Here is a 14,970-nt window from a genome sequence, read left to right as displayed (position 1 = left end):
TCTTGTTGCATCCAGGTGATGGCCCCTGAGCGGGGCCGAGCCTGAACCCCTGCGGGCGTGCCGGAATGGATCGAGAGGAAATGGCAGGGGACGCAGGGGCCCGGGCACCAACCCAAGCGGTCGCCTATGTCCGGATGTCGACCGATCCCCAGCAATTTTCCATCGAGAACCAGCTCGCCGAGATCCGAAGGTACGCCGACCTTCGCGGCTTTGAGGTCGTCAGAGTCTACGAGGATGCCGGGCGCAGCGGGCTTACGCTGGGCGGACGCGAGGGGCTCACGCGCCTAATGGCGGACGTCGCGTCGGGATCGGCCGACTTCCAGGCGATCCTCGCCTACGACATCAGCCGCTGGGGCAGGTTCCAGGACGCGGACGAGAGCGCTCACTACGAGTTTCTGTGCTCGCGCGCCGGCATCCAAGTTCACTACTGCGCCGAGCAGTTCGACAACGACGGCACGACGAGCTCGGTCCTTCTGAAGGCGGTCAAGCGCGTCATGGCGCGGGAACACAGCCGCGAGCTGTCGGTGAAGGTGTTCGCGGGCCAGTGCCGCCTCGTCGAGAAGGGGTTCCGCCAGGGGGGCATGGCGGGTTTCGGATTGCGCCGGCTGCTGGTGGACGAGGCGGGCAACCCAAAGGGCGAACTCGGTATCGGCCAGCGCAAGAGCTTCCAGACCGACCGCGTGATCCTCGTGCCCGGCCCCGACGAGGAGGTTGGGATGGTTCGACGGATGTATCGCATGTTCGTCGAGGACGGCTGCAGCGAGACTGAGATCGCCGCGATGCTCAACCGCGAGGGCATCTGGACCGACCTCGGCCATCCCTGGACGCGGGGCACCGTCCACCAAGTCCTGACCAACGAGAAGTACGTCGGCAACAATGTCTTCAACCGGCGTTCCTTCAAGCTGAAGCAGCGCCGCGTCGTGAACGGGCCGGGGATGTGGGTGCGGGCAAGGCATGCCTTCCAGCCGCTGGTTGACGAGATCCTATTCGAGCGGGCGCGGGCCATCGTCGAGGCACGAAGCCGCCGCTACGACGACGCCCAACTACTCGACCTGCTGAGAGGCCTCCTGCAGGCCCAGGGTGCGCTCTCCGGCCTGGCCATCGACGAGCGCGGCGAGATGCCGTCGAGCAGCGTGTATCGGCGGAGATTCGGCAGCCTGCTGCGGGCCTACGCGCTCGTCGGGTACGAGCCGGAGCACGACTATCGCTACATCGAGGTCAACCGGGCACTCCGCCGGATGCATCCGGGGGTCGTCGGCACGGTGATGGCGGGCGTCCGTCTTGCCGGCGGTTCCGTAGAGCGGGATCCCGTCACCGACCTCCTCACCATCAACGACGAGTTCACGGCCTCGGTCGTGATCGCGCGGTGTCGCGAAACGCCGGCCGGCTCCCTCCGCTGGCGCATTCGCCTCGACGCCGTGCTGGCACCTGACATCACGGTCGCGATCCGCATGGACGCCGGAAACAGGGCCGTGCTCGACTACTACCTCCTGCCCGGCTTGGACATGACCGGCCCCCGGCTTCGCCTCGCAGAACGCAACAGCCTCTCACTCGACGCCTACCGTTTTGAGACCCTGGATACGTTCTTCGCGCTTTCCGCCCGAGCGCCCTTCGAGGAGGCAGCATGACGATCCCCGAGAACCGACGCGTCCGAATGATCCCGGTCGACCGGATCACCGTCCTGAACCCGCGGGTCCGCGACCGCCGAAAGTTCGAGGAGATCGTGGAGAGCATCTCTTTGGTCGGTTTGAAGCGCCCTGTGACCGTGACCGCGCTTCCCGATCAGGATGGCCTGCCGGCCTACGGCCTCGTCTGCGGCCAAGGACGGCTCGAAGCCTGTATGCGGTTGGGTCAGACGGACGTCGCTGCCATCGTAATCGAGGCCGACGAGCGCGATTGCCTCGTGATGAGCATCGTCGAGAACTGCGCCCGTCGCCACCACCGGCCGGTCGATCTCCTGCACGACATCACCGGCCTGAAGGAGCGCGGCTACAACGAGGGTCAGATCGCGAAGAAGATCGGGTGCACCCAGCAGTGGGTGAACATGATCGTCGGACTGATCGATCGTGGCGAGGAGCGACTGCTCGCGGCGGTCGAGACGGGAATCCTTCCCGTCAGCGTCGCCGTGGAGATCTCCCGGACCGACGACGAGGGCGAGCAGGCCTTGCTCGCGCAGGCCTACTCGGAGCGCAAGCTCTCGGGGGGCAAGCTGGCCAAGGCACGCCGTCTTCTCGAAGCACGACGTCGGAGCGGACGCGGTCTATCCAAGAGCGCCTACGGACGAAAGGAGGGGGGAAAGCGCCCGATGTCCACCGAGGCCCTGATGCGGATGTACCATCAGGAGGCGGACAAGAAGCGGCTCTTGGTTAAGAAGGCCGAGGTCACGCAAACGCGCCTCCTGTTCACGGTCGAGGCGTTGCGGGTCCTGAGATCGGACGAGAACTTCGTCAACCTGCTTCGCGCCGAAGGGCTCGCGACCATGCCGCTCGATCTCCATCAACGCCTGTCAGCGAGGCCCTCATGAGCAAGCTCGTTCCAGCCCGCCCCTTCTCCCTGGCATTCGAACCGGAACTTGTCACCGTTGGCATCGCCTCACTAATACCGGTGAAGGCGCTGCGGCCCACGGTGAAGGTCAGCCAGAAATATACCCAGATCGCGGCGTCCATCCGCGAGATCGGGCTTGTCGAGCCCCCGGTCGTCGCCCGCGACCCAAGGATGCCGGGCGTCTTTCTGATCCTCGACGGACACATGCGGGTCGCTGTCCTAAAGGACCTTGGGCGGATGGAGGTTGAATGCCTCGTCTCGACGGACGACGAGGCGTTCACCTACAACCGGCGCATCAACCGCCTGTCCGCCGTGCAGGAGAGGGCGATGATCGTGCGCGCCATGGAGCGCGGCGTATCGGGCGAGAAGATCGCAGCGGCCCTATGCATCAAAATTGAAAGCGTCCGACGGAGGGTGCGCATGCTGGACGGCATCTGCGACGAGGCCGTGTCGTTGTTGCGGGATAAGCAGTGTCCCATCGCCGTCTTCGAGACCATGCAGAAGATGAGGCCCATCCGACAGATCGAGACCGCCGAGCTCATGGTCGGCGCGAACAACTACACGGTGAACTATGTCAACGCGATCCTGGCCATGACCCCGCAAACGGGCCTGGTCGAAGGCGGAGCGCGAAAGAAGGTCAAGGGCGTCACGCCCGAGACGCTGGCTCGGATGGACCGAGAGCTCGCCAAGCTGCAGGAATCGGTCACGTCGATCCAAGAGACCTACGGGCGCGACACCTTGGAACTGACGGTCGTGCGCGGCTACCTGTCGAAGCTGCTCGGCAACGGTCGGGTCGTGCGCTACCTCGTCCAGAACCGGCCGGAGTTCCTCGACGAGTTCCAAGCGATCACCGAAACCAAGTCGCCACTGGTCGTGGAGGCGGCTGCCTGAACCTGCCGGTCGGGCTTCAGGGCAAGGCGATGCGATACGTCTTGCGGCCGGTCGGACAGCAGTGACTGTCGCCGCGTCGCGGTACGGCGACCGCGAAGGTCGCGGTCCGATTGCCGAACGTGGCCTTGCCCGTGAGAGGGTTTCGGACCTCCGTAAGGGTTCGGACATGCCGCCAGGCTGTCTCGCCCAGCCGGAAGATTGCGGCCGTAGTCGCGGTAGCATTGCCTGTTGGATCCGGCAGGTAGGTCACGAAGGCGAGCGCCGTCGATGCGTCCGGCGAGCGCCGGAATTCGATATGCGTGTCGTCGTCAACCGCGCAGCGGCGGCCGTTGCCGTCCGGATCGACGCAGACGATGGATCGGTCCGTGCCGAACCAGATCCGAACAGCCTCGGAAAGCTCCAGGCGCGGAGGCGGCTTCTGCCTGGAAGAGGAGGAGGGCGGCGCCAGCGAAACGGATTCCATGTCTTGTTAAGTGAAGTATCAATCCGGCCTCTTGCGACGGTGCGGCGCATGCCATGACCCGCCTCATTGCTCAGCGATCACGAACGTGCCGTTCGGCGCCCTGACGAAACGAAGACGGTCCTTGCTCGCCGGCTCGCCATCCATGCCGGCCTCGAACTGGCATTGATGGCCACCGCTCTCGTCAAGAGGGTGGCAGGCGAGCTTCTTGAAGGAGGTCAGGACCCGTTGAGGCTTCAAAACGACTCCTCGGGGGCCGGCCATGAGTAGGGCGGTCCCGGCATACTTGCTGTAGGCGCGCTCTGCGTGATCGGCGAACGCCCGACGCATCTCCGCCTCGGACGGCTCGTCGCTGCAGGCGCCGAGAGCCAGGCCGAGCGTGGCCAGGAGGGGAAACATCGATCTGGGAAGCATGGAGAAAGCCCGGAAACGTCGGCGAACGGAACGCGAAGGCGGGCGGCGGATCGTGGCCGCCCGCAGCGGAGGCGATCAGCGCAGGAGCTGGAGGATGCCCTGGTTGGCCTGGTTGGCGAGCGAGAGCGCCGAGATGCCGAGCGACTGCCGGGTCGAAAGCGCCTGCGAGTTGGCCGCCTCCTCGTTCATGTCGGCGTTGGTCAGGTTCGCCGCCCCCGTTTCGAGCACGTTGACGAGGTTCTTCGTGAAGTCCTGGCGGGTCTGAACCACCGAGAGGTTCGAGCCGAGGGTTGAGGACAGCGAGTTCAGGGACGTCAGCGCATTGGTCAGCGCGCTGGAGGCCTTCGTCAGGTCGGCGTTGTTCTGAACGCCGAAATCCGCGCCCGGCTGCGTCGTCGCGCTGTCGACGAGGCTGCCGATGCCGAGGCCGGAGGCAGTGAGGGCGTCGCCCTGCACGTCGAGCTTGGACTGCCCACCGCCGGTCTTCTCGTTGAAGACGACCGTGAGCTTGTCGCCGGCCAGCAGGTTGGTGCCGTTGAAGCCGGCGTCCTGGGCGGCCTGGTTGATCTGCGTGCGCAGGTTCTTGAACTGGTCGACCAGGGCGGAACGCTGCGCCGAGGTCCCGCCACCGGTCACCCCGCTCGTCGTCGCCGTGCCGAACAACAAGGCTGTATCGGTCGAGGAGGCCGCAAACGTGCCCGCGGTGGTCGCGCCGAGGCTAACGGTGAGCGCGTCCGAGCCGCTGCCGGTGACGCTGAGAAGCCCGTTTGAATCGACCGAGGCGTTCGCGATGCCGGATTTGTTGATGGCGTTGACGACGTCGCCGAGGGTGTCGGTCGCGCCGACCGTGTAGGTGTAGACGGCGTTGCCCGCCTTGAGCTGCACCTGGTTGGCGGCGCTGGCGCTGAGCCCGAGATTGCCGCTGGCGGAACCCGTCGCGGGTCCGGCGGTGCCGAGCACGGTCTTGGCCATGGCGACGTCGCGCTGGCTCTTGCCCGTGGTGCTGGCCTCGCCGGCGGTGCCCAGCGCCACCGTGCCGGAGACCTTAGGCAGGTTGGTCGCCGCGTTCGACTGCGCCTGGCTGACCACCGACTGGAGCTGTTTCACCAGCGAGGTGACGGTGTCGATGCCCTTGGCGGCGGCCTGGATGGTCTGGATGCCGTTGGAGATGCCGTCGAGCAGGCCGGACAGGGCGGTGGAGCGGTTCGAGAGGTTCTGGGCGGTGAAGAAGTTCACCGGGTTGTCGAGGGCGGAGTTCACCTTCTTGCCGGTGGCGAGGCGGCCCTGGTTCGTGGCGGCCAGGCCGGCGGTGTCCTGCAGCGACAGCAGGTTCTGCCGCGTCGCGGCGGACAGCGTAATGGCGGATGACATCTCGGGATCCTTCTCCGCTCGACGAGGGGCGTCGAACAGTGAGCAATCCTCGGATCAGCAAGTTTATCACCTCAAAACATTTCCGGATGAACCAATCCGAACTTGTCTACCAGCGTCCTGATTATGTCTAATTCCGTCCCGACCTATATTAAGCGAAATTTGAGGCGGGACTTGCTGGATAATGACTTGCTTTTGTCGGCGCTTTGACGCCTGTGTCGCTTCGTCCATCACGACGTTCGACGCATGCAGCCAGAAGTCATAGACCCGCACATCCCGCTTCTGGGAGACGAGAAGCTACGCCGGGAGGCGTGGGTCGAGACGGTCGCCCCGATCTGGGTTTCGACCCCCGATCGCGACCGGCCGCTTCCCGATGAAGTGCACTTCCGTGCCTGGAGGGTCGGCGGCATCCATCTGTACGGACTGCATGCGTCGGCGCAGACCGTGGAGCGGACGGGTCCGCAGATCGCCTCCCATGCGGTCGATCACGTCTACTTCCAGCACCACCTGAACGGGCGCGCCATGATCGACGCTTCGTCGGGCGAGACGCCGATCGACGGCGGGGACATCCTCCTCGTCGACATGGCGCAGCCGGCCTTCGGCCGAGCGTTCACCGGCGTCGATGCGATCAGCCTAGTTATCCCGCGGCGGGCCTTCGACGCTCGGGTGGGCGAGGTCGGCGACCTCCACAGGAGCGTCCTCTCGCGACGCGATCGGCCGCTCGTGCGCCTGCTCTCGGACCACATCCGGAACGTCCGGCATTGCCTCGACGGCACGGACGAGGAGCAACGGAACCTTCTCTCGGTGGCGACGGTCGCCCTGTGCAACGCTGCCCTGACCCCGGTATCCGACAGCGGCTACAACCGTCCGGCGGTGGCGGCGATCGAGATCCGGCAGTTCATCGAGGCGAACCTCGATCGGACCGACCTCGGCGTCGAGCTGCTCTGCGCCCGCTTCGGGCTGTCGCGCACGCCGATCTACGCGCTGTTCGAGCCGGAAGGCGGCGTGATGACCTACATCCGCAATCGTCGTCTGGCCCGGGCGATGCGCATCCTCTCCGGCGTGGAAGGCGGCGACGCCCGCCGGATATCGAGCGTGGCCTACGCTTGCGGCTACGAGAACCTGAAGAGCTTCAGCAAGGCATTCCATGCGCGCTACGGCGTGAATCCTCGGGATGTCGACGCATCGTTTCGGGTCGGGTCCCGCTGGGAAACCGGGACGGCGCTGCTGTCCTGGATCAAGGAGCTCTGAGGTGTCGTCGGTCAGCCTGCCGGGACGCTACCTCGACGAAGCCGGTGTGGAGCGCGATTGCATACTCCGCGGCGACACACCCGACGTGCTAGAGATCATTGGCGACCGCGCCCTTGTCCCGGGCGAGCGGATCGTCTGCCGGATCCCCGGGCTCGGTCTTCTCAGGGGGCGCACAGCGGAACGGGGGGACGGGGCATTCCGCCTGGATCTGGAGGCGGGTCCCGACCAGAGGGACCGCCTTGCCGCGCGTCTCGCATGGCACGCCGCCCAGGGGGAGGGAGCACCGGACCGGCGAGAGGCTGTCCGGGTCGTGCCGATCCGAACCGAGGTGGTCGTGATCTGGGACGGCGCCGAAGCCCTCGGTCGATTGCGCGACGTCTCCATCAACGGGGCCTCGGTCGATCTGACGCCACGTCCTGAAATTAGGACATCGGCTACGATCGGCCGGCGCCGAAGTCAGGTCATCCGCCATACCGAGGGCGGTATCGGCGTCCGATTCATCCTCCCGCTGAGCCCTCAGGACGTCACCGAGAACATCGTTCTTTGAGCCGCCTCGGTTGCTCGGTAAGGTCGTCCATCAATTCCCTGAAGGGTCTCAAATGGGTGGGGAGCAGGCATTTAGCCCGGCGCTCAGAACGGACTGCATCGCCACCAAAAGCGGATGTTCGTCGGATGGTGTTACGGAACGCCGTTGCCCCATGACTGCTCATTGCAAGCCGTCAGATGACTTTCGACTGTCCTAGCTGATCAAGCACGATCTCGTTACGGTGATACGGTCCCGTTGCCGAGCTCCCGCTCGGTGAGAGCGGGCTGGGCCCTCTGACTGCATCAGGAGCCCACCCAATGTTCCGGTCAGCAACTGTGGCGTTGATCGTTCTGACTACTTCAGTTGCTCTGAGCGGCGAGCTTCCGCGGTACAACGTTGAAGCGATGTGCCGCGCGGCCCCGGCTCTGGAAGGCGGTGCCCGAAACACTGACCAGAACTGCGTGAGGGACGAGACGCAGGCTCGCACGCAACTTGAGCAGCAGTGGGCCGGCTTCGACGCACGACGCCGCGAGACGTGCGTCGAAGAAGCAAACATCGGCGGGCCACCAAGCTACGTCGCCTTGCTGACCTGCATGCAGATGTAAGCAGGCGCACGGGAGGATGGACGAGCCAAAGGGAGAAGGCCGTGTCATTCGGACGGGATCATGATGAGACGCTTCCGACGAAGCCCGAACATCGCCCGGCCATGCGATGGATACCCGGCGGAACGTTCCGCATGGGATCGGATCAACATTATCTCGAGGAGGCTCCGGTCCATCGCGTGGAGGTGGATGGGTTCTGGATCGACGAGGCCCCTGTCACGAACCGTCAGTTCAAGAGGTTCGTTCATGCCACCGGCCATCGCACTTGCGCCGAGATCCCGCCGGATCCCGACGATTACCCCGGCGCGCTGCCGCACATGCTCTACGCTGGCTCACTCGTGTTCGTGCCCCCGCGCGGGCCCGTCGACCTCCGCCTCTGGAGCCGTTGGTGGGCGTTCCTGAAAGGGGCAGACTGGCGACATCCCCACGGCCCGAACAGCTCGATCAAGGGTCTCGACGACCACCCGGTCGTGCACGTCACGTTCAAGGATGCCGAGGCCTATGCTGCCTGGGCCGGCAAGGGCCTCCCGACCGAGGCCGAGTGGGAGTTCGCGGCACGCGGCGGCCTCGATGGTGCAGAGTTCGCCTGGGGGGACGAACTCGCGCCCGGCGGTCGCCTCATGGCGAATATCTGGCAGGGCGACTTCCCGCACCTGAATACCTCCACTGGAGCCTTCAGACGAACGACCCCGATCGGCTACTTCCCGCCGAACGGCTACGGCCTCATCGACATGATTGGGAACGTCTGGGAGTGGACGACCGACTGGTTCGCGCAACAGCACCGGGCCGACGCCCCAAAGGCCTGCTGTCTGCCCCAGAACCCGCGCGGCGGGCGCGAGGAGGACAGCTTCGATCTCTGCACTCCGCACAGCAGGATCCCGCGCAAGGTGGTGAAGGGCGGCTCGCATCTCTGCGCGCCGAACTATTGCCGCCGCTACCGCCCCGCCGCCCGCCAGCCGCAACCGATTGATACGTCCATGAGCCACCTGGGCTTCCGAACCATCGCCAGAGAGAGGAGCCGACATTGAGCAACAACAGCGCGTATGAGGAGCACGAGGCGAACCCTCAAACGGAAAGCGCTGTCAGCCGGCGCAGTCTACTCCTCACAGGTACATCGGCCCTTGCGACAGCCGCCTTGGTGTCGGCTGCCCGGACCACGCCCGCACAGGCGCAGCAGCAACCGACGCCGGCCGGGCAGAAGCCGAACATCGTCGTCATCATGGGCGACGACATCGGCATCTGGAACATCGGCGCCTATCACCGCGGCATGATGGCGGGACGCACGCCCAACCTCGACCAGATCGCTGCCGAGGGCATGCTGTTCACTGACTACTACGCCGAGGCGAGCTGCACGGCGGGGCGCGCCGCCTTCATCACCGGCGAGCTGCCCATTCGAACCGGCATGACGACGGTCGGCCAAGCCGGCGCCCCAACCGGCCTGCCGGCGGAGGCCGTGACCATCGCTACTGCGCTGAAGGGCATGGGCTATGCCACGGGCCAGTTCGGCAAGAACCACCTGGGCGACAAGAACGAGTTCCTGCCGACGGTGCACGGCTTCGACGAGTTCTTCGGCTACCTCTACCACCTCGACGCGATGGAGGACCCGGCCCATCCAGGCTATCCGCAGGAGCTGCTGAACAAGGTTGGCCCGCGCAACATGGTCCATTCGTGGTCAACCAGCGTCGACGATCCCACCGAAGACCCCCGCTGGGGCAGGGTTGGCAAGCAGCGGATCGAGGATGCCGGCACGCTCTACCCTAAGCGGATGGAGACCGTGGACGATGAAATCCGCGACTTGACGCTCGGGTTCATCGACAAAGCCAAGGCGGACGGCAAGCCGTTCTTCGTCTGGCTCAACCCAACCCGCATGCACGTCACCACCCACCTGTCGCCGAAGTATCAGGCGATGCGCGACTCCAAGAATGGCTGGAGCATCCAGGAAGCCGGCATGGCGCAGATCGACGACGTCGTCGGCGCGGTGATGAGGAAGCTGACGGACCTCGGCGTGGATGACAACACCATGGTGGTCTTCACCACCGACAACGGCACCGAGGTCTTCACTTGGCCGGACGGCGGGCAGACACCGTTCGCGCAGTCGAAGGGCACGGTCATGGAGGGCGGCTTCCGCGCGCCAGCGATGATCCGCTGGCCCGGCAAGGTACCGGCTGGCAAGGTCGAGAACGGCGTCATCTCCGGGCTCGACTGGTTCCCGACTCTGGTCGCGGCAGCGGGCGACCCAGACATCGCCGAAGAGCTGAAGAGGGGCAAGAAGATCGGCGGCGAGACCTACAAGGTACACTTGGACGGCTACAACCAGATGGACATGATCACCGGCAAGGGGCCGTCGAAGCGCAACGAGGTCTGGTATTTCGGTGAGAGCGAGCTGGGGGCCGTGCGGATTGGCGACTACAAGTACCGCTTCATCGACCAGCCCAACGGATGGCTGGGTGACAAGACTAAACCCGACGTGCCTTACATCACCAACCTGCGGCTTGACCCCTTCGAGCGCACGGGCTGGCCCGATAACGGGACCAAGGCCGGGGCGCAGAACTACATGAGTTGGTTCCTGTACGAGTTCTGGCGCTTCGTGTTCGTACAGCAGGAGGTGGAAAAGCTGGCCATAACCGCGATCGAGTTCCCACCGATGCAGAAGGGCGCGAGCTTCAACCTCGATGCGGTGAAGGCGAAGATCCAAGCGGCCAGGGGGGCGATAGCGAAATAAGTGGTGAAAGCCTAGCGGGTGCCTCAGGCGGCAGTAGTCCAATAGGGCTTGCCATTGTGGACCTTTTCGGCCGATCCCCCGGCCCATTCCAGATAAATGGCCGTGCATGCTGGAACGCCAAGCCTCATTGTTGTCGCTGACGGGGTCCCTCAGAGGTCCGCTATGTCTCCGTCGGCGGCCCTTCACTGATGACACATCGAATGGCTTCTCAGGGTCGTTTTGAGACCTACCGGAGGGGAATGCCCCAAATATCGGTCATCCCCCACAGCCTCCAGGCACGCTCCTTCTCGTAGGCATTCCGCTCCTCGATCCGAGCGGCCGCCGCTCGGGCGCGTGCGGTCGCCGATAGGTTGGCTATCGTCGCCGCATCCATTCCCGAGAGGTTTCGGCGCAGCATCAGGGCCCGGCCGGGGGGAAGCCCGCGCAGGCGTTCGAGCGCAGCGACCGCACCGCCTGCGTCACGTCGGCGACCGCCTCCGTCAGATCCGCCAGAACTTCGATCAGATCCTCGAATCCCGAACCGTCCGACTCCGTCTCCCGAGGAGCCAGCGCCGCTACGAGCGCGTGCAGGATCCTGTCCTGCGCGTCGAACCTGCGTGCGATTTCCATTCCATCCATCGACCATTCCTTCCAGTTCCAGACCGCCGAGCCGGGCATGCACGGCCGCCGCGAGGACCCGCTTTCCTTCGAACCGCCGGGCCGCCGCGCCGATCACGCGGGTAGCGAGATGCGCGGTCCCACTCGCATCGACGATGACCAGCCCCTTCAGTCCGTGCCGCAGGTCGAGCCCATGGGCGCGCAGGGCGCCGACGAAACCGGAGCCGTCGCGGCTCCCGTTCCACGCAGCGAGGGCCGCACGACGCACGGTATCGAGGGGGACTCCGGTCCGCTCCTGCAACCGGCGCTCCCATGGAGTGAGGCGCGCGATCGGACACGGAGCCTTCGGGCTCCCGGATCGCGCGAGCCAGTCGGCGACATCCGCACGCCCCTCCGCTCGCAGGCGGCGTTCGATCGACCGGGCATGCTTCGAGGCGACCGGGCGCATGCCGAACTCGAACTCGACGATGCGGCCGACCTTCTCGCGGCGGGCGAAGTCCCAGGCCAGGTCGACGACGCCCCCCGACGGGCGCACGAGGCTGTAGACGCGGTGCTCGTGCCTTCGGCCGTGCTTGACGTGCACGGCCCCGCAATAGGGCTGCTCCGCCATTCCGAACTCGGCCTCGAACAGCGCCCACCACCGCGCCCGGGCCCCGGCCTCATTGGCGATTCCCGGGTCCGGGTCGACGTGGACATGGTAGACGGGGCGGCCGGTTCGACCGCCGAGCGACATGGCCACGAGCTCGCGCACCTGCGCGACCAGGTCTGTGCTTCCGAGTCCCCGTGCCGGGACGACCTCGACTTCCTCGTTGTCGGCTTTCAGGAGATGAAGGGCGAGTGCATCGCCGATCCCGCGCCCGCGCACGGCGCCGGAGATCATCGTCCGGCATGCCGCATCAGGATCGGGATGAGCAGGCCCCGTGCCCTGTCGAGGCCGGCTCGGGCGGCGGGGCTGTCCTTCAAGCTGATCGCAGCGTTCACCGACGCAAGTTCGCGGACCGCCGTCGAAATCGCCACGACCTCCTCGCTCGGAAGGGTACCCGGCCGGCGGCTACGAGCATCGACGGGGGACTGCAGGGCAACCCGTTCCATCAGGAGGCGGCGGACCCAGGCCCCCGAGGTGAGGCCGTCACGGCTCGCGGCGGCGGCGACGGCGTCCCCGAGCTCACGGCTCATCCGTGTGACGAAGCGCAGATCGAGCGTCGGCCTGCCGGATCGAGAGGAAGAACCGGGATCGGCGTTCTTTGCTGCGGTGGTTGGATCGACGGCGTCATCGGACTTGGTGTTCATGGGGGCACTCTCGAATGGAGTCATTTCGCTTTCGCGGGGAACGGGACGTGGGCGACAGCTTCCTCAGGAACGGGAAGGGAGCCGGATCCATCGTCGGCGCGGCGGCGCCTGCGCTCGACGCGCTCCAGCGCGGACCTGCGTCGTTCTTCGATGACGGCGCGTATCGCATCGGGGACGGCCAAAGGGTCCGGGATGCGGGTCCGATGCAGCCGAGCCCGCTCGACCTCGGCGTCGAGCCGCTTCAGGGCACGTTCCCAGGTATCGACGTCGCACAGCATCTCGTGGCCGACGATTGCACGCTCGACCCGCTCGTCGATGTCGGGTCGGGCGCGCCAGGGACGCTGTCCGGTCAGCCGCCTCGCGTAGGCCCATGCCCAAATCTCGGGACCCATCGCCTCGAAGAGTCGAGCCAAGTCGGCATCGCGCGCGGTGGTTAGCGTGCCTGCATCCAAACGGCGGGCGTACTCACGGGTGGCCGTCGCCAGGGACAGCAGGCGTGGCGGGTGTCGGATAGCCGGGGCTACCTTCGCGGACGCTGCGATGGGAACCACCGGAGGATCGCCGCCCCGTTGCGGCATCCGCCATCGTGAAGGGATGACAATCAGTAAAATTTTATGGATTGCTTTGCGCATGCCAAACTTGCCAGCTCGCACGAAGATGGAGATGGCTGCAATTGAAGCACGTCACGTCATTCGATGCGCGATTGCATGACAAATACAGATTAATACGGTTTCACGGTTGGTCGCACTTGCAACCTGTGGGCGCACACGTGAGCGTATATGCCGTTCGATAACAATTTTCGTCGAAGTTGGGCGACACAACCAGCGACAGTCAAGGAACGAATCAGTCGGTTGTGGTCCCCTCTGCGCGCCCCCGGAATTATTCTGCTATCTCACTGATTCGGCGAGTTTTCCTGTGTTTTTCCCAGGCATAGGAATGCCAAGGGATTACAACCATGGCTGGATGGTTTTCTGCCGACGCTCAATCGGTTCGACCACAGGGCCACGAATTTGGCTCGACCACGACCATGCGGGAATACTTGAGGCTCCACCAAGGAGCTCTGCGCGATGTTCGCCGTCATCGGCCGCTGGTTCGGCCTGAAGAAGAAACCGTCCCCTCGGCGGATGTCCGCCCTCGGAGTTCGAGACCCCGTGCCACTGCAGCCGTTGCCGTATCGGCACCCGCCGCCGAAGGGACCCCGTCGCCCGTCCCTGGAACAGGCGCATGACACGATCGGAAGCTCTGGTGCGGGAGGAAGAGTTGCGCCAGCCATGGCGGGCATGCCCGCCAGCTCGTTCTCCCTGCGGGAGAGCCGACCAGGTGCTCCGCCCCGTGGACCCGGTGAAGCGGCCGACGCAGCGTCGGCCACCGATACGGCCCTTCCGTCCTCGCCATCCGTGATCGCCAACCCTTGCGCGGGGACGATCGCGGACGCCCCAAGTCCGCCGGACCCGCTTGCCGCAGAGGCTCGAAAGCATTCCAAGCCAAGATCTCGCAAGCCTTCCAGGGCGAAGAGCAAGGATAGATTAGCCGATCCTTTGGCGTAAGCCACTGTCGTATAAAGGCTTTTTGCCTTGATGGCGGATGGCTTCCGTGGCAATGGAGGGTTTGTGATGAGTGAGCGCGCCACGGGCGGACGCAACCCTGGACCGCATGGCTGCGGAACGGATCGTTCCATCCCGATCAGCGAGGATCTCATCGGGGAGGACGAGGCGCTGCGGCGCTTCGGCCACCTCCTTGAGGACAAGGAACTGCGGCGCGCCCGCCAAGCTGGGCGCATCGGGTTCCTCCGCCGCAAGCGGCGGATCTTCTACCGGCTCAGCGAGCTGGAGCCTTTCCTTGACGCCCTGTTGAACGAGGAGTTCGTCTGGTGCCGAAGACCCGCGGAACAGATCTCGTCGAAGGCGTCCTCTACCGGGACGGCGAGGTCTGCATCGCGCCCCTCCCGGGCGGCAGCACTCTCTACGCTTGGTGGTACGACCCGTCCTACGGAGGCGGGGACCGCCGCCGTGGCTCGCTTGGAACGCGTGATCTCAAGGTCGCCGTCGAACGACTGACCGCGTTCCGCGGCTCGGGTTTCGACATTGAGTTCCTTAAGGGACTGCGTCGCGGCGGCATCGTGCAACCCGGCCACGAGCGCGACCCCCTCCTCGCCGATCTGATGGCCGATTTCCTGAAGAGCCCGGAGCACACCGGATCCTGGATTAGCGCCGCGCGCATGGTGCACCCGACCATCAAGCGGCTGTGCTCCGGGACGCGCATCTCGCTCCTGACGCCAAAGGTGCAGCAGGCGATCATCCGCGAC

14 protein-coding genes are annotated in these 14,970 nt (G+C 65.5%); 8 read left to right on the top strand and 6 right to left on the bottom strand.

Annotated elements, in window-relative coordinates; genetic code table 11:
* The first annotated feature begins 80 nt into the window (after positions 1–80).
* The 3 genes from M2437_RS08760 to M2437_RS08750 are packed head-to-tail and all read left to right on the top strand — an operon-like array spanning position 81 to position 3,435.
* A complete protein-coding gene (locus M2437_RS08760) occupies positions 81–1,628 on the top strand; it encodes a recombinase family protein (RefSeq protein WP_253387150.1) in 1,548 nt (515 codons plus the stop codon).
* Entirely contained in the window at positions 1,625–2,524 is a 900-nt protein-coding gene (locus tag M2437_RS08755) for a plasmid partitioning protein RepB C-terminal domain-containing protein (RefSeq protein ID WP_253387149.1), read from the top strand. Before M2437_RS08760 ends, M2437_RS08755 begins: the two co-directional genes overlap by 4 nt.
* Entirely contained in the window at positions 2,521–3,435 is a 915-nt protein-coding gene (locus M2437_RS08750; RefSeq protein WP_253387148.1) for a plasmid partitioning protein RepB C-terminal domain-containing protein, read from the top strand. The genes M2437_RS08755 and M2437_RS08750 overlap by 4 nt, the downstream gene beginning before the upstream one ends.
* 16 nt (positions 3,436–3,451) lie before the next feature.
* On the opposite strand, the gene M2437_RS08745 is transcribed toward M2437_RS08750, so the two are convergent.
* From M2437_RS08745 to M2437_RS08735, 3 genes are all read right to left on the bottom strand, one after another.
* Positions 3,452–3,898, bottom strand: coding sequence for a hypothetical protein (locus M2437_RS08745; protein WP_499006636.1), 447 nt, complete (start codon positions 3,896–3,898; stop codon positions 3,452–3,454).
* A 63-nt stretch (positions 3,899–3,961) separates the two neighbouring features.
* Complete coding sequence (locus M2437_RS08740; protein WP_253387146.1) at positions 3,962–4,294, bottom strand: hypothetical protein; 333 nt, start codon at positions 4,292–4,294, stop codon at positions 3,962–3,964.
* Positions 4,295–4,384: 90 nt separating this feature from the next.
* Positions 4,385–5,680, bottom strand: coding sequence for a flagellin N-terminal helical domain-containing protein (locus tag M2437_RS08735; protein WP_253387145.1), 1,296 nt, complete (start codon positions 5,678–5,680; stop codon positions 4,385–4,387).
* Positions 5,681–5,923: 243 nt separating this feature from the next.
* Between M2437_RS08735 and M2437_RS08730 the strand changes: the two genes are divergently transcribed.
* The 5 genes from M2437_RS08730 (at position 5,924) to M2437_RS08710 (ending at position 10,778) form a co-directional block, all read left to right on the top strand.
* A complete protein-coding gene (locus M2437_RS08730; protein ID WP_060768733.1) occupies positions 5,924–6,928 on the top strand; it encodes a helix-turn-helix domain-containing protein in 1,005 nt (334 codons plus the stop codon).
* Position 6,929: 1 nt separating this feature from the next.
* On the top strand, positions 6,930–7,475 hold the full coding sequence (locus M2437_RS08725) for a PilZ domain-containing protein (RefSeq protein WP_253387144.1): 546 nt from the start codon (positions 6,930–6,932) through the stop codon (positions 7,473–7,475).
* 296 nt (positions 7,476–7,771) lie between these two features.
* Complete coding sequence (locus M2437_RS08720; RefSeq protein WP_253387143.1) at positions 7,772–8,059, top strand: hypothetical protein; 288 nt, start codon at positions 7,772–7,774, stop codon at positions 8,057–8,059.
* A gap of 101 nt (positions 8,060–8,160) precedes the next feature.
* A complete protein-coding gene (locus M2437_RS08715) occupies positions 8,161–9,084 on the top strand; it encodes a formylglycine-generating enzyme family protein (protein ID WP_253389606.1) in 924 nt (307 codons plus the stop codon).
* Positions 9,081–10,778, top strand: coding sequence for an arylsulfatase (locus M2437_RS08710; protein WP_253387142.1), 1,698 nt, complete (start codon positions 9,081–9,083; stop codon positions 10,776–10,778). The genes M2437_RS08715 and M2437_RS08710 overlap by 4 nt, the downstream gene beginning before the upstream one ends.
* 226 nt (positions 10,779–11,004) lie before the next feature.
* On the opposite strand, the gene M2437_RS08705 is transcribed toward M2437_RS08710, so the two are convergent.
* The 3 genes from M2437_RS08705 to M2437_RS08695 are packed head-to-tail and all read right to left on the bottom strand — an operon-like array spanning position 11,005 to position 13,297.
* Positions 11,005–12,255, bottom strand: coding sequence for a relaxase/mobilization nuclease domain-containing protein (locus tag M2437_RS08705; protein WP_253387141.1), 1,251 nt, complete (start codon positions 12,253–12,255; stop codon positions 11,005–11,007).
* A complete protein-coding gene (locus M2437_RS08700; protein WP_253387140.1) occupies positions 12,252–12,665 on the bottom strand; it encodes a hypothetical protein in 414 nt (137 codons plus the stop codon). Before M2437_RS08700 ends, M2437_RS08705 begins: the two co-directional genes overlap by 4 nt.
* 20 nt (positions 12,666–12,685) lie before the next feature.
* Positions 12,686–13,297: a hypothetical protein gene (locus M2437_RS08695; protein ID WP_253387139.1), complete on the bottom strand. Its 612-nt coding sequence runs from the start codon at positions 13,295–13,297 to the stop codon at positions 12,686–12,688.
* Positions 13,298–14,970: the final 1,673 nt, after the last annotated feature.

This window comes from Methylorubrum pseudosasae, from assembly GCF_029504475.1.
In the GTDB taxonomy this organism is placed as follows: domain Bacteria; phylum Pseudomonadota; class Alphaproteobacteria; order Rhizobiales; family Beijerinckiaceae; genus Methylobacterium; species Methylobacterium extorquens.
The sequence above is the reverse complement of the archived record's forward strand: the minus strand, read 5'-3'. Positions and strand labels throughout refer to the sequence as shown.